The 18,673-nt window shown below is 39.2% G+C and carries 21 protein-coding genes; 13 read left to right on the top strand and 8 right to left on the bottom strand.

The features are described 5' to 3' along the window. The 5 genes from ACVWYN_RS04210 to ACVWYN_RS04190 all read right to left on the bottom strand — a co-directional run bounded on the left by ACVWYN_RS04210 (window position 1) and on the right by ACVWYN_RS04190 (window position 5,365). Window positions 1–1,416, bottom strand: coding sequence for an MBL fold metallo-hydrolase (locus ACVWYN_RS04210; RefSeq protein WP_457287576.1), 1,416 nt, complete (start codon window positions 1,414–1,416; stop codon window positions 1–3). 23 nt (window positions 1,417–1,439) lie between these two features. Next, window positions 1,440–2,456, bottom strand: a complete 1,017-nt coding sequence (locus ACVWYN_RS04205; RefSeq protein ID WP_457287575.1) for an asparaginase — start codon at window positions 2,454–2,456, stop codon at window positions 1,440–1,442. 1 nt (window position 2,457) lies between these two features. Beyond that, complete coding sequence (locus ACVWYN_RS04200; RefSeq protein ID WP_457287574.1) at window positions 2,458–3,225, bottom strand: TatD family hydrolase; 768 nt, start codon at window positions 3,223–3,225, stop codon at window positions 2,458–2,460. Window positions 3,226–3,300: 75 nt separating this feature from the next. Beyond that, on the bottom strand, window positions 3,301–4,293 hold the full coding sequence (locus tag ACVWYN_RS04195) for an FKBP-type peptidyl-prolyl cis-trans isomerase (protein WP_457287573.1): 993 nt from the start codon (window positions 4,291–4,293) through the stop codon (window positions 3,301–3,303). A 61-nt stretch (window positions 4,294–4,354) separates the two neighbouring features. Next, on the bottom strand, window positions 4,355–5,365 hold the full coding sequence (locus tag ACVWYN_RS04190) for a DHH family phosphoesterase (RefSeq protein WP_457287572.1): 1,011 nt from the start codon (window positions 5,363–5,365) through the stop codon (window positions 4,355–4,357). Window positions 5,366–5,516: 151 nt separating this feature from the next. On the opposite strand from ACVWYN_RS04190, the gene ACVWYN_RS04185 reads away from it, so the two are divergent. Genes ACVWYN_RS04185 through ACVWYN_RS04175 form a run of 3 tightly spaced genes read left to right on the top strand, consistent with a single transcriptional unit; the run spans window position 5,517 to window position 6,895 of the window. Continuing rightward, entirely contained in the window at window positions 5,517–5,936 is a 420-nt protein-coding gene (locus ACVWYN_RS04185) for a nucleoside-diphosphate kinase (RefSeq protein ID WP_457287571.1), read from the top strand. A 1-nt stretch (window position 5,937) separates the two neighbouring features. Continuing rightward, window positions 5,938–6,678, top strand: coding sequence for an FKBP-type peptidyl-prolyl cis-trans isomerase (locus ACVWYN_RS04180; RefSeq protein WP_457287570.1), 741 nt, complete (start codon window positions 5,938–5,940; stop codon window positions 6,676–6,678). Window positions 6,679–6,730: 52 nt separating this feature from the next. After that, window positions 6,731–6,895: a hypothetical protein gene (locus ACVWYN_RS04175; protein WP_457287569.1), complete on the top strand. Its 165-nt coding sequence runs from the start codon at window positions 6,731–6,733 to the stop codon at window positions 6,893–6,895. Window positions 6,896–6,910: 15 nt separating this feature from the next. On the opposite strand, the gene ACVWYN_RS04170 is transcribed toward ACVWYN_RS04175, so the two are convergent. Further along, window positions 6,911–7,201: a DUF721 domain-containing protein gene (locus ACVWYN_RS04170; protein ID WP_457287568.1), complete on the bottom strand. Its 291-nt coding sequence runs from the start codon at window positions 7,199–7,201 to the stop codon at window positions 6,911–6,913. Further along, the gene (recF, locus tag ACVWYN_RS04165) at window positions 7,194–8,297 is read right to left on the bottom strand and encodes a DNA replication/repair protein RecF (protein ID WP_457287567.1); all 1,104 of its coding nucleotides are present in this window, start codon (window positions 8,295–8,297) and stop codon (window positions 7,194–7,196) included. Before recF ends, ACVWYN_RS04170 begins: the two co-directional genes overlap by 8 nt. A 137-nt stretch (window positions 8,298–8,434) precedes the next feature. Here recF and ACVWYN_RS04160 point away from each other — a divergent pair, with 137 nt between their 5' ends. The 10 genes from ACVWYN_RS04160 (at window position 8,435) to ACVWYN_RS04115 (ending at window position 17,755) form a co-directional block, all read left to right on the top strand. Continuing rightward, the gene (locus tag ACVWYN_RS04160) at window positions 8,435–9,103 is read left to right on the top strand and encodes a tetratricopeptide repeat protein (RefSeq protein WP_457287566.1); all 669 of its coding nucleotides are present in this window, start codon (window positions 8,435–8,437) and stop codon (window positions 9,101–9,103) included. A gap of 75 nt (window positions 9,104–9,178) precedes the next feature. Beyond that, entirely contained in the window at window positions 9,179–9,670 is a 492-nt protein-coding gene (gene ribH, locus ACVWYN_RS04155) for a 6,7-dimethyl-8-ribityllumazine synthase (protein ID WP_457287565.1), read from the top strand. A 214-nt stretch (window positions 9,671–9,884) separates the two neighbouring features. After that, window positions 9,885–10,226: a bacillithiol system redox-active protein YtxJ gene (gene ytxJ / locus ACVWYN_RS04150; protein ID WP_457287564.1), complete on the top strand. Its 342-nt coding sequence runs from the start codon at window positions 9,885–9,887 to the stop codon at window positions 10,224–10,226. A 118-nt stretch (window positions 10,227–10,344) separates the two neighbouring features. Further along, a complete protein-coding gene (locus ACVWYN_RS04145; RefSeq protein ID WP_457287563.1) occupies window positions 10,345–10,992 on the top strand; it encodes a hypothetical protein in 648 nt (215 codons plus the stop codon). Window positions 10,993–11,147: 155 nt separating this feature from the next. Beyond that, window positions 11,148–12,932: a DUF885 domain-containing protein gene (locus ACVWYN_RS04140; RefSeq protein WP_457287562.1), complete on the top strand. Its 1,785-nt coding sequence runs from the start codon at window positions 11,148–11,150 to the stop codon at window positions 12,930–12,932. Between the two features lie 131 nt (window positions 12,933–13,063). Next, window positions 13,064–14,383 carry an ATP-binding protein gene (locus ACVWYN_RS04135; protein WP_457287561.1) on the top strand — a complete coding sequence of 440 codons (1,320 nt, stop codon included), beginning with the start codon at window positions 13,064–13,066 and terminating at the stop codon, window positions 14,381–14,383. Between the two features lie 316 nt (window positions 14,384–14,699). Further along, window positions 14,700–15,335 (top strand): DUF6266 family protein, encoded by a 636-nt coding sequence (locus tag ACVWYN_RS04130; RefSeq protein ID WP_457287560.1) that lies wholly within the window; start codon window positions 14,700–14,702, stop codon window positions 15,333–15,335. Window positions 15,336–15,403: 68 nt separating this feature from the next. Then, window positions 15,404–16,282, top strand: coding sequence for a lipoyl synthase (gene lipA / locus ACVWYN_RS04125; protein ID WP_457287559.1), 879 nt, complete (start codon window positions 15,404–15,406; stop codon window positions 16,280–16,282). Window positions 16,283–16,362: 80 nt separating this feature from the next. After that, window positions 16,363–16,914 (top strand): RNA polymerase sigma factor, encoded by a 552-nt coding sequence (locus ACVWYN_RS04120; protein WP_457287558.1) that lies wholly within the window; start codon window positions 16,363–16,365, stop codon window positions 16,912–16,914. Window position 16,915: 1 nt separating this feature from the next. After that, complete coding sequence (locus tag ACVWYN_RS04115) at window positions 16,916–17,755, top strand: anti-sigma factor (RefSeq protein WP_457287557.1); 840 nt, start codon at window positions 16,916–16,918, stop codon at window positions 17,753–17,755. On the opposite strand, the gene ACVWYN_RS04110 is transcribed toward ACVWYN_RS04115, so the two are convergent. Then, window positions 17,739–18,668: an NAD(P)H-hydrate dehydratase gene (locus ACVWYN_RS04110; RefSeq protein ID WP_457287556.1), complete on the bottom strand. Its 930-nt coding sequence runs from the start codon at window positions 18,666–18,668 to the stop codon at window positions 17,739–17,741. The genes ACVWYN_RS04115 and ACVWYN_RS04110 overlap by 17 nt on opposite strands. Window positions 18,669–18,673 lie beyond the last annotated feature (5 nt).

Below are 18,673 nucleotides of genomic sequence, written 5' to 3'. Positions count from 1 at the left end.
TTAAACTTTCATTGCTTTACTAGGGCAGGCGAAGTCTGACCTTTCTAATTTTGTATTTTTAATGGCGGCATAGCCTCCAGCTATATCAATCACATTTTCAAAGCCTCTTGCTTTTAATATTGAGGCTGCAATCATAGATCGGTAACCTCCTCCACAATGTATGTAGTAAGTTTTCTCCAAGTCAATATCTTCCATCCAGTCATTGATGTAATCAAGAGGTCGTGCAAGGGATACTTCCAAATGCTCGGCATCATATTCACCGGGCTTTCTTACATCTAATACCGGAATGCTCGAATCTTCTTTTAACCTTTTTTCAAATTCTTCTACAGATATCGATACGATTTCTTCTATATCTTTACCCGAAGCCTTCCAACCTTCTATACCTCCTTTAAGATAACCGATCGTATTGTCATACCCCACCCTTGCCAGTCGGGTTATCGCTTCTTCTTCATTTCCTTCTTCTACCACCAAAAGAATAGGCTGCTTTAAATCTGTAATCAGTGCGCCCACCCATGGTGCAAACTGTCCGTTTAACCCAACGTTTACAGCCGATGGTATAAATCCTTTAGCAAAGACCTGCGGATCTCTTGTATCTAATATTACGGCACCAGTATGATTGGCAAGCAACTCGAATTCTTCTGCAGCCAATGCTTTAAAACCTTTATCATAAACGTCATCAAAGCTTTCATAGCCATTTTTATTCATAGCCGCATTCTTGGCAAAATACTGGGGCGGAGGCAATATGCCTGCCGTTACTTCCTTAACAAATTGCTCCTTTGTTGCAGCTTTGAGCGCATAGTTTACCTGCTTTTGGTGACCAAGGGTATCAAAGGTCTCCTTGCTCATGTGCTTTCCACAGGCAGATCCTGCGCCATGCGCAGGGTATACCAACACATCGTCAGGTAAATTAAGAATCTTATTATGTAGTGAATCATATAATGTTGCAGCCATATCTTCTATCGTCAGTTCCCCTTTTTGTGCCAGGTCTGGTCTGCCTACATCACCAATAAACAAGGTATCTCCGGTAAAAATACAATGCGACTTACCATTTTCATCCTGCAAAAGATAGGTAGCAGATTCGGGTGTATGTCCTGGTGTATGCAGTGCGATGATGGTTAGCTTTCCAACTTTAAACTGTTCTCCATCTTTCGCAATATGCGATTTAAAAGATGTAGATGCCGTCGGGCCATATACTATAATTGCTCCCGATTTTTCTGCAAGGTCAATATGACCTGATACAAAATCAGCATGAAAATGCGTTTCAAAGATATACTTGATTACAGCTTTATCTTTACTAGCTTTTTTAAGGTAGGGTGCAACTTCACGTAGTGGATCAATGATTACTGCTTCCCCATCGCTTTCTATATAATAAGCAGCCTCTGCTAAACAACCGGTATAAATCTGCTCAATTTTCATAATATGTAAATGATCTAATTTTGTTAGACAGTCAATTCTCCTCTTATAGACACTTCCATTAACCTTGCCACTTCTTCTTTTCCTATCTTTTGCCCCATCAAGTACATCAATTTGGTAGTGGTCGCCTCAAATGTCATGTCAAACCCGCATACAACACCCATTTGCTGCAATTTTTTACTGGTCTGGTACATACCCAATTCTACTGCACCACGCAGGCATTGTGTAATGTCAACAATGATTTTACCGTTGTTTATCGCTTCCTGCAAACAGGCAAGGAACCATTCGGCTGTTGTGGTATTACCTGACCCAAAAGTCTCCATAATAATAGCATCCACAGGCGAATCCGTTATTGCCCGCACAGCCTGTGGCGATATACCCGGATACAATTTTAACACCCCAATATTGGGATTCAACTCGTTGTGCACTACTAATTCCTTCTTTGGTTGCGGCAATATATAATTACTAAAAAAGGACAATGTAACTCCTGCTTCAGCAAGTATATTGTAATTCGGACTTCGAAATGCTTCAAACTTTTCTGCATTGTACTTTATAGAACGGTTACCCCTAAACAGTTGGTAATCAAAATAGATACAAACCTCAGGAATCATCGCCTTTCCATTGTTTTTGGTTGCAGCTATCTCCAGCGCTGTAATCAGGTTTTCCTTTGCATCTGTGCGGATCTCCCCAATGGGAAGCTGAGAACCTGTTAGCACTACCGGTTTACTCAAATTTTCCAACATAAAGCTTAAAGCTGATGCGGTAAAAGCCATCGTATCTGATCCATGCAGGATCACAAAGCCATCAAACTCCTCATATTTAACTTGGATAAGCGAAGCCAGTTCCACCCAAATGGCAGGCGTCATGTTCGACGAATCCAGTATGGGATCAAAAGAATGCACATCCAGATTATAGTTCAACCGTTCCAGCTCTGGAACATTCTGCTGGATTTGCTTAAAATTAAATGGTATCAGGGATCCTGTTTTAGGGTCATTTACCATTCCAATGGTACCACCGGTATAAATAATCAGGATATTAACCATGCTAAATATTAAAAATATCTATTGAGTTAGCGGTAGTTACTGAAGCAATTTCTTCCAAACTAACATCATATATTTCTGAAAGCTTTTCGGCGACAAAAATCAGATAGCTACTCTCGTTAGTCTTTCCTCTATAAGGTACAGGTGCCAAATACGGCGAGTCTGTTTCCAATACCAGTTTATTTAATGGCACATCTTTCAACACCTCTGCCAATCCAGAATTCTTATAAGTCACTACGCCACCAATCCCCAAATAAAAGCCCAGATCAATTGCACGGTTGGCCTGTACCAAGTCTCCGGTAAAACAATGAAATATCCCCCTTAGCAAATCTCCCTTCTCTTGTTCCAGCACTTCAAATACTTCATCAAAAGCTTCCCTGCAGTGAATTACAATAGGCAATTCTAAGTCCTTTGCCCAATTGATCTGTTCCTTAAACGCCTGTTGCTGAAAAGCAAGTGTAGTTTTGTCCCAATGCAGGTCAATACCAATCTCTCCTATCGCGTATACCTGTCTGTCCACCATACTTTCACAAATCTGATCAAGCATCAATTGATAATCTTCCTTCACCTCACAGGGGTGAAGCCCGGCCATTGCAAAACAGTTTTCAGGGTATTTACCAACTAAGCTGTCAATCTGTTCAATAGAAGCAAAATCTACATTGGGTAGAAAAAGACGCTTTACATCTGTATCAAAACACCGCTGCATCAGCAACGCTTGTTTCTCTGCATCTGTTTCGTAATAGAGGTGGGTATGGGTATCTGTTAAAAGCATGGGCGAAGTTAATAAAAAAACCCTGTTGGCTAATAACCAACAGGGTCTATTCACGGATCAGATCCGATAATTTTATTACTTAATTGCCGGAGCAGGAAGTGCAACCGCTACTGGAACAGATCCAGGTTTAGGTTTCTTAATATCAACAATTTCAATCTCAAATACTACTGGAGAGTAAGGACTGATCTTAGCTTGTGGCTGACCAGATTCTCCCCATCCTAATTTAGAAGGGATAACTAAAGTGATTTTTCCACCTTTACCAATTAACTGATAACCTTCGTCAAATCCTGGAATTGCAGCACCGATACTGAAAGGTCTTGGCTCATATTTAGCCATAGGGTTAACCATTTTAGCATCTTCAGCAACTTTCTTCACGCTAGTATCAAAAACTTGGTAAGTGCCATCAGCTTTCTTAGTAGCAAGGTGACCAGTATAGTTGATCATTACCGTATCACCGATAACAGGTTTTGGTCCGCTACCAGGGTTAGTAATCACATACTGTAAGCCAGAAGCAGTAGTTTGTGTTTTAAGCTTATTGTCTTCCACATAAGTTTTGATCTTACCTGCTTCAGCAGCTTTGAATTTCGCTTGTGCAGCAACAAAATCCTTTTGGAAAAACTCCTGAGCTCTTTTTTGGAATGCAGCTTGGTCTTCTCCCGGGTTTTTCTTAAATACTTTCTCCACCTTTACAGTAAATATAAGGTAAGTATCTTTTGAATTCGCAGCTGGCTTAGGTACACCACGTTTAGCCATAGTATCAAGGTTTAGCTTGAAAGTTGCACTATCGCCTTCTCCAAATAATGTCAACACATCATTCATATCACCACTATAAACTTTTTTCGCAACAGGGAATGTTTGAGGCGACTCAATATCATAGGTACTGAACATTACTGAATCTCTCTCATTCTTCTGAACAAAGTTCAACTTAACAAGATCACCTTCCTTAATCTTTTCCTTACCGCCATCCTTGTGGATTTGATACATCAGGCCTCCGTCGCCTTTTTTGTAGTTGTTACATGCAGCTAATCCAAGTGTAGCCGCGAAAAGAATCACTATGCTTTTCTTCATTTTTGGTTTTAATTATTTTTGTTTGTTTATATATTTTAATTGTAGCTCCTGCAACCTTTTTTTACTGCAACAGCTGTGTTTTGTATTCTTTCAATATTTCTTTAAACTCCTGTACTGTAGCTGCAAGGTCTTTAACAGATGCACCCCCAGCAGCATTCCTATGTCCGCCGCCATCGAAATACTTTTTACAGATTTCATTGGCCGGAAAATCCCCGGTGGAGCGCAAAGATAATTTAACTTTATCAGTTCTTTCAATAATAAATGCAGCAAGTCTTATCCCGTTAATTGACAGCGCATAATTCACAATCCCCTCAGTATCACCAGTTATAATCTTATAGTCTTTCAACTCCTGACTGGTTACCGTAATAATTGCCGTATTATATTCTCTTAATATCTCCAGTTTGTTACTGATGCAATGTCCTAAAAAGCGTAAACGGTTCTCGGTAGCATTATCGTATACCAATTGATGAATTTTCCAGTGTTCTGCTCCGGCATCTATCAGTTCTGCTGCAATTCTATAAACTGCAGCATTAGCAGAAGGGAAACGGAAAGATCCAGAATCTGTCATGATCCCCGTATATAAACAGGTTGCAATATCCTTATTCATCATCTTACCATCGTTCAGCTCGTTTACAATAAACTCATAAACCAGTTGCGCAGCCGCACAGGCATTGATACTCCAATGGCGGTAATCATCAAAATCTTCTGGCTCCAGGTGATGATCTATCATTATTTTATAGGCACCCGATGCCCTTACCAATTCTCCGAGCTCATTGATTCTGCTTAGGGTATTAAAGTCCAGGCAAAAGATCAGTGCGGCATTGGCCACCAGCTCGGCAGCATGCTCCCTTTTTTCTGTGTAAATGATTACATCAGAATTGTTGGGCAGCCAGTGTAAAAAGTATGGATAATCTGTAGGTGTAATCACCGTAACATGATGCCCCAATTGTATCAAATAAGCATATAAGCCCAATGATGAACCCATTGCGTCACCATCTGGTTTATGATGGGTAGTGATAACAATCTTCTGCGGAGTAGTCAGCAGTTCTTTTATTTCAGTGATAGACAACATATTTCGGGCGCAAAGCTAATGATTTAATGATAATTTGAAGCTTAATAAATTCGACTAGTCGCAAAACTAATACGATCAAAACCAGTTAACTAAATTTCAAGCTTTAATATTAAGAGTATAAAATGTAATTTTGCAAAAAATTTAAAAGAAAATGACTACAAACAGAACATTTACAATGATTAAGCCAGATGGTGTTGCAAACGGACACATCGGTGCAATCATTAATGACATCACTACAGCAGGCTTTAAAATCATCGCATTAAAATACACTAAGCTAACTAGCGAAACTGCCGGTAAGTTTTACGAAATACACAAAGGTCGCCCTTTTTATAATGACCTGGTAAGCTTCATGTCATCTGGACCAATCATTGCAGCTATTCTTGAAAAAGACAATGCGGTTGATGATTTCAGAACACTAATAGGTGCAACCAATCCTGCTGATGCTGCCGAAGGTACCATCCGTAAAAAATACGCCAAATCAATAGATGCAAACACAGTACATGGTTCAGATTCAAACGAAAATGCAGCTATCGAAGGTGATTTCTTCTTTTCAGCAGATGAAAGGTTTTAATATGAAGAAGATTCTGATCACACTTTTATTGCCACTTTGTGCATCGGTTACTTTTGCACAAACCGCAAAAAAAACAACGACTGTTAAAAAGACAACCACTACCAAAACTGCAGGTACAGCTGTTGCAAAACCACTTGTTTTTAAAAATTCATTGGATTCTGCAAGTTATGCATTCGGACTAGGTATGGCCAGCAACATGAAATCCGGTGGTATTAATGGCCTAAATTACGACATGCTTTTACAGGGATGTAAAGATGCTTTTGCAGGTAAAATGCCTGCAATAGACAAAGCTAAATCTGAAGCGTCCATCAATAACTTTATCAGTAACATTACCAAGCAAAAATTTGCACCAGCAATTGCTGAAGGCAAAGCATTTCTTGAAAACAATAAGAAACAAGCTGGTGTACAGGTTACCGCAAGTGGTATTCAGTATCAGGTAATTACCAAAGGTGTTGGAGCAAATCCAAAAGCAACAGATTCCGTTACGGTACATTACAAGGGTTCCTTGCTTAATGGTAAGGAGTTCGATAGCTCTTATAAAAGAAACGAGCCAACTACTTTTCCGCTAGATAGGGTTATACCAGGGTGGACAGAAGGTGTTCAGTTGATGCAAACGGGTGCTAAGTATAGATTTGTTATTCCCTATAACCTTGCTTATGGCGAAAGTGGTGCCGGACAAGACATTCCTCCCTTCAGCACGCTGGTATTCGAAATTGAGCTACTGAAGATAAATGGAAAGTAATTGATAAAACCTTTGTTATAGAATTTTGTTAAATAGTACAAAACTAAATAATATGACTAAGAGATATTTTCCACTTGCCCTAATTGCCCTGCTTACCACAACCCTTTCAAGTTGTGAACTGGTACAGGGAATTTTTAAAGCCGGAGTTGTAACAGGTGTAATCGTAGTAGTACTGGTAGTTGCCCTGATTATCTGGCTTGTTAGTAAAGTATTTTGATGGTAAAAGGTAGTTTTAAAGAAAAACTATATCTGTAATCACTTCAGTACCGGCTCGTTCATTAATTTTTTGGATGATGCCGGTTCTGACCATCAACAGCTCATTCTTAATCACAGAAGATTCCAGCCTTATAAAAAGCTTTTTCTGAAAGATGTAGATCTGTTTGGTTCTATTGGCAACAGCCATACCCATTAGCTCAGGCCAAAATGCCACAACGGCGGTTTCATCAAATTTTCCTTTCAGCTTATATACATTAAGCATTTTCCCAATTCCTTCCTTTAAGGTGATGTCATTTGGCTTACGCATGATGTATTGCTCCGTTAGTTACTTCAAATAATGTGAGTGGTACTTTTATCTTGTTAAAGATACCAACAACACGGTCTTTTCCCGTGTCTGTTATAAATATCTGACCGAAATCATGGTGAGAAACCATCTCCATCAGTTTACTTACCCTGCTATCATCCAGCTTGTCAAAAATATCATCAAGCAACAATAAGGGCTTAAAACCTCGGTACTTTTGCAGGTAAGCATATTGAGCCAATTTAAGGGCAATAACGAACGACTTCTGTTGCCCCTGCGAGCCAAATTTTTTGAGTGGCATATCTGCAATACTGAACACCAGCTCATCCTTATGTATCCCTGTAGTAGTGCGTTCCAATACTTTATCCCGTTCAATTGATTGAAGCAGCAAATGCTCAAACGCGGTATCGGTAAGCTGACTTTGGTATTGCAGATTCACCGATTCGTTAGATGCGGTAATAAATTCGTAGTACTTGTTAAACAAGGGAATAAAATCTAACATGAACTCCTGCCTTTTATTAAAAATCTTAACCCCAGAGGCTACCAGTCTATCGTTATAAATCTCCAGTAAAGTAGGATCATAGCTTTTGGTAATAAAAATTTGCTTCAATAATGCATTGCGGTTCAGCAAATGCTTGTTATAGAGAATCAGTTCGTCCAGATAATGCGCATCAGTCTGTGAGATCACATTGTCCATAAACCTGCGGCGTTCCTCACTACCCTCCATAATTATAGCCGTATCGTAAGGTGATATCATGACCAAGGGGAAAAGACCGATGTGACTGGCCAGTTTATCGTATTCTTTTTTATTTCTCTTAAACTGCTTTTTCTGATTTCGCTTTACACCACAGGTGATCTTCTCATTCTTTTCCTTCCGTTCAAAATCGCCCTGAATTAAAAAAAGATCCTCATTGGTTTTTATCTGCTGACTATCAATAGGATTAAAGTAGCCCTTACAAAGGCACAGGTAATGTATGGCGTCCAATAAATTGGTTTTACCGGCACCATTATTCCCTACAAATGCATTTACAGTTTTAGAAAAACTAACACTTGCATCAGAATAATTCTTAAAATTTAGGAGTGTAATGTTCTTTAACCACATAAATAATCTATTTCAAAGTTACCGTTTACCATTGTCAATTAACGTGGCTGTTAATATGTTTTATTAAATACTTAAAAAAGAGGTTGATACTTTGATGTAAAAACGTATTTTTGCAATCCTTAATTTTTTTAAATCAAATGTTAGATACAGAAAAAGAAATAGCCCCGCCGGTAAGAAAGGGATCATTTTTACAAGAAAATACTAAAAGCCTATTGTTCATTGTAGGTGCAGTTGTAGTGCTTATTGGTATATATATATGGTACCAAAATGTATATTTAAAAGGCAGAGCCGAAGAAGCATCTGCTAAAATGTACAAAGCAGAGCATTTTATAGGTGCAGATTCATTGTCAAACAAAGCATTAAAAGGCGAAGGTGGCTTCCCTGGTTTAGAAACCATTGCAGACGAATATGCAAATACCAAATCTGCAAATCTTGCCAACCTTTACTTAGGTGGTATCTATTTGCGCAAAGGAGAATACAAAAAAGCGGTTGAATCTTTAGGTAAGTATTCTGAAACCGGAAGTACAGTTATTGATCCACTTGCTTTAGGTTTATTAGGTGATGCTTACAGCGAATTGAAAGACTATAAACAAGCGGCAACTTACTATAAAAAAGCAGCCGATAAAGGCAACAATAAGTTTACTTCTCCAATGTTCCTTAAAAAACTTGGTCTTATTAACGAAACCCTGAAAAACTATAAAGACGCTGAGGAGGCTTATTCTAAAATCAAAACTCAATATCCTGAAAGCCAGGAAGCAGTTTTAATTGATGAGTATATTGGCCGTGCCGAAGCTCAGGTTAAATAGTTTCAAAGAAACATTTTTACAAAAGGTTAGCTGTTCAGCTAGCCTTTTTTTATATCCAACTCCTATCTTTGCAGTATGGCATCACAATTAAAAAACCTATCTGATTTCTCTCATACCACCATCCCTAACGGGGCCGATTATAAAGTAGCAATTGCGGTAGCAGAATGGAATGCAGAAATAACAGGCGCTTTGTATAAAGGTGCTTTTGACACACTGATTAAACATGGTGTTAGCGAAGACAACATCATCTCTGTTGCTGTACCTGGTAGCTTTGAATTAACCAGCGCGGCAGATATATTGCTTAAAAAACATACAGACCTGGATGCAGTTATTTGCCTTGGTTGTGTGATACAAGGCGACACTAAACACTTCGACTTTATATGTGATGCCGTGGCCAATGGTGTTACCAATGTAAGTGTTAAGCATAGTAAACCGGTTATTTTCGGTGTATTGACCACCAATGATCAGCAACAGGCAATCGACAGGGCCGGCGGAAAGCTTGGCAATAAAGGTGATGAGGCTGCAATTACCGCCATAAAAATGGCGCATCTTGTTGCAATACTTTAACAATGCTTTGATTATTAGGGCAAAAGACGTAGATTAGTAACAGAATCCATTATAATCTAAAATTAGATGAAAAAAGTTGCTGTATTAATGATTGGCGTATTTTTTGCAATTACGCTATTAGAAGCTTGTTCTAGTCGTCTTTGCCCTGCTTACAGTTCTTACCCTGAGGGCAAAAGAAGAAGAGGATAATATTTAATAAAAGAAAGGATTACAGATGCAGTGGAAATACATTACCGACCTAACTCAGGTTGATGAAATTAAAAATCAAGCCGGCTATAGTTTAATCTTCAAACACAGCACCCGTTGCTCTGTTAGTATGATGGCTAAAAGACGTTTCGAAATGGATTGGGAAGCCATTCCTACAGATACCAACCTATATTTTCTGGACCTGATTGCTCATCGACCAATATCAGCTCAAATTGCCGAAACTTTTCAAGTTCACCATGAATCCCCACAGATTCTTCTGGTAAAAAATGGAGACTGCATACTGGATGCTTCGCACAGCGATATTTCAGCTGAAGAGGTGGCAGAAGTGATTATCAGTCAGCCCGCTTAAGGCACCAATACCTATCCTTACAGATATTAAAATTAGCGCTTTAAATTTCGGGGAGCTCCATAATCCAGCTACTTACAAAAAGCAGCTTTGGCTAGCCTATTTCTTCCCTTTGTTTACTATGCTCGCATTGGGTATCGATTCTGTTTACTTTACCGATACTTACTTTGACGGCAGACAAATTACGAATGTATTAGTCGTCCTCTATTTTCTGGCGATGTATGCCACATCAAACAGCCACCTGCGCAAACTAATGTTTGTTATGGTGTTGCTCTCTTACATCGGCGAACTCCTATTTTGTACACTGTTGGGCATGTACACCTACCGCACACCATATATTCCATTATATGTACCCTTCGGCCATGGCATTGTGTACGCATCGGGTTACATCATTGCAAAAACCACTTATGCGGCACACCTGGACAACAAACTCCGGGTATTCTTTGCTATCGCCTTTACTTTATTGTTTTTATACGCAGGTTTTTTTCTTGGGGATATACTTACCCTGATATTAGGCTTGCTATTCTTCCTTTTGCTATACAGAAAACGCTGGGACAATATGTATTACTTTATCGCCCTCTGCGTGATCCTTATAGAGTTAATAGGTACCTATTATAAATGCTGGGGCTGGGGAGCAAAAATATTTGGACAAATACCTGCATCAAACCCACCAATGGGTGCTGTTTTTTTATATGCCGGCGGCGATGTGCTGCTTGCAAAAATAGTAGCATTGTGGAATAGGCGAAGCGCAGTCAGCAAGTCGCAATAAAGTTCTTAATCCGCTATTTCATTTATTCATTAAATATAATTAGCTTTAAAACACAAACTTATAAAGATAAAATCCCCTTGATTTTTAAAACCAAGCAGTTGGAATAAATAAATCAGGAGGATTTCATCCCTTTCCTAAAAAAGAATCATAAAAAGATGAAAAAACTGTTATTGGTAGCATGTATGGCTGTATTATTTACAGCTTGTAAACAAGAAAACGCAGACAATAAAAACTCCGCTGGCGATAACCCAAAACTCGCTAAGGTATTTGACAACTTTTATGAAGGATACCTTAAACTTGATCCACTAACTGCAACTTCTATTGGCGACACCAGGTATAATGATCAATTTGCAAATACGGGTTCATCAGTATTCCTAAAAGAACTACATGATTTTTATCAAAACTATCTTGATACCGTAAAAACCTTTAAGCGCAATGACCTTAATGAAAATGACAAGCTATCCTACGATATTTTTGTGTACGAAGCGCAAATTAACCTGGATGGTTTTAAACAACATTTAGAATACCTTCCTTTTAACCAAATGTTTGCGCTACCACTTACCATAGGGCAATACGGCTCTGGCAGCAACGCACAACCATTTAAAACTGTAAAAGATTACAACGACTGGTTAAAACGATTAACCGCATTTTCTGTATGGACAGACACTGCAGTTGCCAATTTTGATAAAGGCATAAAAACTGGTGTTGTTTTACCAAAGGCTTTGGTTGTTAAAATGATCCCTCAAATGCAAAGCTTTGTAGTAACCGATCCTACTAAAAGTCTGTTCTATGATCCAATTAAAAATCTACCAACTACTTTTTCTGCTGCCGATAAAAAAACGATTACCGATGCCTATAAAACAGCCATCTTAAAAACGGCAGTTCCGGCTTATAGCAAACTGGCTAATTATCTTCAAAAAACATATTTGCCGCATGCCCGCAGCACCTCGGGCTTATCATCAGTTACAGATGGAGCGGCAAAGTATGCCTACTTGGTTAAACAGCAAACATCTACAGACCGCAGTCCGGAAGAAATTTACCAAACAGGTTTAAGCGAAGTGGCCCGTATTACCAAACAAATTGATAGCATTAAAAATGTTGTAGGTTTTAAAGGCGATAAAAAAGCGTTTTTTGAATACATGAAGAATGATTCGAAATTCATGCCTTATAAAACACCTGAACAAGTGCTTTCCGCTTTTGAGAAAATCCACAAAACAATGGAGCCAAATTTGCAAAAGATGTTCAACCATGTACCTAAAACACCTTTCAGAATTAAGCAAACAGAAGCTTTCAGAGCCGCCTCTGCCAGTGCAGAATACAATCAGGGATCTGCTGATGGCAAACGCCCGGGCATTTTCTATGTACCGATATTGGATGCCACCAAGTTTAACATTACCTCAGGCATGGAATCCCTATTTTTACATGAAGCCATTCCTGGTCACCATTACCAAATCTCTTTAACACAAGAAAACACCACGTTACCTAAATTCCGCAGGTTTTTAATATCCGAAAATGCTTATGTAGAAGGTTGGGCCTTATATTGCGAATCTCTTGGTAAAGAACTGGGCCTTTATACGGATCCCTATCAGCACATGGGTGCCCTTGGCGATGAGATGCACCGTGCCATCCGATTGGTGGTTGATGTAGCCATACATACCAAAGGGATGACCCGCGAACAAGCCATTAAGTATATGATGGATAATGAAGCCATCAGTGAGGAGGGCGCAACTGCCGAAATTGAACGCTACATGGGCATACCGGCACAGGCACTCGGTTATAAAACAGGTGCCTTGAAAATCAGGGAACTACGCACCAAATATGAAAAGCAGTTGGGTGCCAAATTTAACCTTGCCGAGTTTCACAACCAGGTGCTTAAAGATGGCGCAATGCCGCTTAGCGTATTCGAAACTAAAATGGACGCCTGGGCTAAGACGTTATAATTTTAGTATTCAACTGCCAGAATTTAATTGAAAACCCAAGGACAAAATATTATTGCCTTGTATAAATATAAAATTACCGCTATTATTGCCTTGTATAAATGTAAAAAACAACTAAACATTGACTTGTATAAATGTATTTACCAAGGAAGATAGATAAAGAATTAAGTTCATGGGGAAAAGAGAAGCTTGGTAAACCTTTATTACTACGCGGAGCGCGGCAGGTAGGGAAGTCTACAGCAATCAGACACCTTGCTAAACAGTTCGACAATTTCCTTGAGGTAAATTTCGAAGAACAGCGTCGTGTACACGGATTGTTTGATGGTGATCTAGACCCTGTATCATTATGTGAGAACCTTTCTATCTTGTATAATGTTCCTATTATTCCAGGCAAAACCCTTTTGTTTTTTGACGAGATACAAACTTGTATTCCAGCCATATCTTCACTTCGTTTCTTTTATGAAAAATACCCTGAGCTACATGTAATAGCTGCAGGATCTCTTTTAGAGTTTGCATTAGCTGAAACTCCGTCTTTCGGTGTGGGCAGGATCAGATCTCTTTTTGTATATCCCCTATCATTCGATGAATATTTGGAAGGAATTGGAGAAACAGGACTTTTGACAGCTAAAACAAAGGCAACCTTACAAAAACCATTGGCAGAACCAATACACCAAAAATTATTAAATCATACCAAGCGTTTTTTAATCCTTGGTGGAATGCCGGAAGTAGTATCGTCCTATGTACAAAATGGCGACCTTAACAAATGTGGACAGGTACTGGATGATTTGATTACTTCCCTTAAAGCTGATTTTGTAAAATATAAAATTAAAGTGCCCTTTTTAAGGATATTGGAGGTATTCGATTCAGTTATCAGGCAATCTGGACATAAATTCATTTACGCAAAGGCGGCTACGGAGGCCAACCATAAACAGATTAAAGAGGCTGTAGATTTATTAATCATGGCTGGATTGGTCATACCTGTAACACACACTGCTGCAAATGGTATACCCTTAGGGGCCGAAGCAAATATCAAACACCGCAAAATGCTACTTTTGGATACAGGTATATTCCAGCGTTTGTTAGGACTTAATATATCACAAATACTATTTGAAGATGACTTTGAAGCAATCAACAAAGGAGCTATTGCAGAACAATTTGTCGGCTTGGAAATAATAAAATCCCATTCATGCTATCGGCAAGAAAATCTCTATTTCTGGCACAGAGAAGCCAAAAGCAGTAATGCTGAAATTGACTATGTTGTACAACAAAATGAAACTATAATTCCAATTGAAGTGAAATCTGGCAAGAAAGGATCAATGCAAAGCTTATTTTTATTTCTTGAAGAAAAGAAAGTTGCCTTCGGTGTCAGATTTTCAATGGAAAACTATAGTGCCTATAAAAATATAAAAGTAATCCCAATTTATGCTGTATCAGAATTATCAGTTAAAATATAACATAACACCTAAAAAATCGCTTTATAACTAGCGATACACTACTTAGCGTATTCGAAACTAAAATGGACGCCTGGGCTAAGACGTTATAGCTTTCTCAAACACCAATACCCTTTTACGACCACTTAAAAAGCTAGTAAACACTAAATTATGTTAAAATTCGTTCTAAGCTCGTTATATACTCGTTGTATACCCGTTTTAAGCTCGTTTAATAACGTGTTTTATACTTGTTAAATACGTTTAATATTTATATATAAAATAAGTAATATTAAATCAAATCATTAACTTTATATTTTATTAATAGGAAGGCAACAATTATATGGCGAGAATTAAAAATGGTATACTGGGTGGCTTTAGTGGTAAAGTGGGTACCGTAGTTGGTTACACCATCAATGGCAAAGAATATATGCGTTCATTGCCGGAAAGAACCAAGCCCAGAACAATAAGTGAGAAAAAGAACAACTCTGCATTTGGACGTGTTCAGGAGACTCTAACTCCTTTATTGAAATTGCTAAAGGTTAGTTTTAAAAACTATGGTTCTGAAAGAGGTGGATCAAAAGGAGCACTTTCATGGAATGTTAAAAATGCCATGATAGAGGTAGATGATGTTAAAATAATTAATCCTTCCCTTTTTAAAATGAGCGGCGGCGAGTTGCCTGGTGCAATAGAACCGGCAGCTGTGCTGGAAAGCCCGGGTTTATTGCGATTCCATTGGAATACAGATACGGAGCAACCGGAAACGAGAAAACAAGATCAGGTTTTATTATTGGCGATAAATTTTGACACCAAAAAAAGCAAATATGTTTGTCCGGGTGCTTTTAGAAACACTGGTACGGAAACATTGCTACTGCCAGACAAAAAATCCGATCAGGAATGGCACTTGTATATTGGCTTTGTTGCAGAAGACCGTTCTATACAATCAGACAGTCAATATTTGGGCAAAATAACCACATAAGCGAAACATTACAGGATACAAACATTGGGTATTTCTTTCAATTGAAACCTATTGCTTAACTTTGCAACATGATCGCACTTCCGGTTGTTTCAGAAAACCCCGTTCAACGTAAACCAGATTGGCTTAGGGTAAAGCTCCCTGTAGGCAAAGAATATGCACAAGTACGCAGTTTAGTTGATACGCATAAGCTTCATACCATCTGCGAAAGCGGCAATTGTCCCAATATGGGCGAGTGCTGGGGTGCAGGTACGGCTACTTTTATGATACTTGGTAACATTTGTACGCGCTCCTGTTCTTTCTGCGCAGTAGCAACTGGCAGGCCTTTGGCGGTGGACACAGATGAACCGAACCGTGTTGCCAATTCAGTAAAGCTGATGCAGGTAAAGCATTGCGTTATCACATCGGTAGATAGGGATGACCTGAAAGATGGCGGCTCTATCATTTGGGCCGAGACTTTACAGGCTATCCGCAGGGAAAGCCCGGAAACAACGTTAGAAACTTTAATTCCTGATTTCAGGGGGATTTGGGAAAATCTTTACCGTGTTTTAGAAGAACGCCCTGAGGTGATGTCTCACAATGTGGAAACCGTTAGGCGGTTAACAAAACAGGTACGTGTACAGGCAAAGTACGATAGAAGTTTGGAGGCACTTAAAAGAATTTCTGAATTTGGATTGAGGACTAAAACCGGCATTATGCTAGGTTTGGGCGAGACGGAAGATGACGTATTGGAAGCGATTGATGATTTGGTAGCAAATGGCGTTCATATACTTACGCTTGGTCAATACCTGCAACCTACCCGCAACCACCACCCTGTGGTGGATTGGATACATCCAGATCAGTTTGCAAAATATAAAGAAATTGGGTTGGCAAAAGGATTGAAATATGTAGAAAGCGGACCCCTTGTCCGTTCTTCTTATCATGCAGAAAAACACCTTTTCGACTTTTAACTACAATAGATTTATAATGATTCGCATAAAAAACAAATTACATTTTGATGTTGTTGTAGTTTCTGTATATTAGCAATCCATTGGCAACATCTAAAAAAATATCACTCTCGGAAGAAGAGCTCGTTAGTAAACTGAAAAGTCAGGATACCATCGCCATACAGGCACTGTATGACATGTATTCAGGTGCTTTACTGGGAGTAATTTCCCGAATCATTCAGCAAACGGAAGTAGCTGAAGATCTGTTACAGGAAACTTTTATCAAAATTTGGAACTCTGCAAGTAGTTACGACAGCACCAAAGGCCGTTTGTTTACCTGGATGATGAACATTGCCAGGAATTTATCCATAGATAAGCTGCGTTCAAAAGATTTTAAAAATGCCCTGAAAAACCAAGACATTGAAAATAACGTAGATTTCATTGACGCGCAGAAAGGGGTGACCTTTAATGCGGATATTCTTGGAGTTAAGGATTTAGTGACAGCACTTAAACCAGAATTTAAAGCCGTATTAGATATGGTATACTTTAAAGGGTATACACATGTTGAAGCAGCCGAAGAGTTAAAATTACCATTGGGTACTGTTAAAACCAGGATCCGAATGGGTATTATGGAATTAAGAAAACATTTTAATTAAAGTGGAAGAAGCAAAAGCATATATTGAAACCGGCATACTTGAACTCTTTGTTCTTGGGCAATTATCTGCCCCTGAAGAATCTGAAGTTCTTGGTATGGCTTCAAAATATCCTGTTATTAAGCAGGAAATTGGTGCCATAGAGGTTGCTATGGAGCAATATGCAGTGGAGAATGCAATACAGCCGAGTGCTGGATTAGAGCAAAAGATATTAGAAAAAATTGGACCTGCTGCACCGGTAGCGGTAAAACAAGAAGCAATAGTAGTTCCCTTTAATGCAGATATTAAAAATCAGTATCAGTCTAAAGTACGCACCCTACGTTTTGCTTTGGCAGCTTGTGTGGGTTTACTTATTGTTTGTGCTTCGGCGCTTTATTCTGCGCATACTGACCTAGGTATTGCCCGTGAGCAAATTGCCAGCCTTAGTTTGGATAGAGAGAAATTCTCCAGCACAGTTAGCTTTATGAAGGACAACAATGCAGACTTGAATAAACTGGTTAACATGTCTGGCGATCCGGACTGGAAAACGGTTAAACTTGCCGGCAAAAAAGATCCTAAGGACAATATGGTGGTTTACTGGCACGCAAAAGGTCGCCATGTAATGGTTAACAATGAGAAAATGGCATTGCCTGTTAATGATAAAGATCATCAGTACCAGCTTTGGGCATTGGTTAATGGCAAACCAGTAGATTTAGGTGTATTTGACGTAAAACCAGATAGTGCTCACATACTTTTAAATATGAAAGGAATAGGTGCTGCACAGGCTTTTGCAGTAACTCTTGAAAAGCGTGGTGGTAACCCTACCCCTACGATGGAGCAAATGATGGCTATGGGTGGTGTTTAACTACTTTAGATAGTTGTTTGATTAACTCTGATGCCGTTATTGAATACCTCTTCTTTGCTAATTCATCCCCAGATTTCCCGTGAAAATATACGCCTAAAATAGCTGCACATTTGGCATCGTACCCCTGTGCAACATAGGCTGCAATAATACCAGAAAGCGCATCTCCCATACCTCCTTGAGCCATAGCCGGATTGCCCGTGCTGTTGATGGACACTATGCCTTTCTGATCTATAATGAAAGTATATTTATTCTTCAGTACAATCACGATGTTAAACTCTACTGATTTAAGTATCGCTGTTTGCAGTCGGTCCCACCAGTTCTTATGCTCACCAAATAACCTGTCAAACTCTTTCATATGTGGTGTCAGGATAGAATTTGGACTAAGCTTATAAATCAGCTTCTTATCTTCTGCCATCATATTCAGTGCATCAGCATCTGCCAGAATGGGTTTCACAACCTGTAAAACCTGGTTAAGCAGGCTGATTTGATCTGTGCCAAGTCCAGGGCCTATGACTATCGAATTGTATTTTTGAAAAGGGTTATCTTTCCCTTCTTGTAAATCTTTTCTATCTGTATACATCACCTCTGGCAACAGCGTATTCAATGCCGTTAAACCAGACTCCGGAATGCTCACAGTAGTAAGTCCAGCACCTGCATGCAGACAAGCATTTGCAGCGATCAATGCAGCACCCATAGTTTTAGGCGCTCCGGCAATGAGCAGTACATGCCCGTAAGTTCCCTTATGTGAAAATGGAGCCCTCGGTTTAAGAATTTTTGAGATGTCTGCTGCTTCCACCAGTTGAAAAGGATGCCTGTCCTCCTCTCCCCTGTGCATGTCCAGCCCTTTAGCAACTACTTGCTGCTGACTGTAAACGTCTGTATCTGGCAAGTAATTGCTTAAAAAAAGGGCCATAATAT

Source organism: Pedobacter sp. UYP24, from assembly GCF_054057295.1.
Note: the sequence above shows the minus strand (reverse complement) of the source record. Positions and strands in the feature narration are given on the sequence as shown.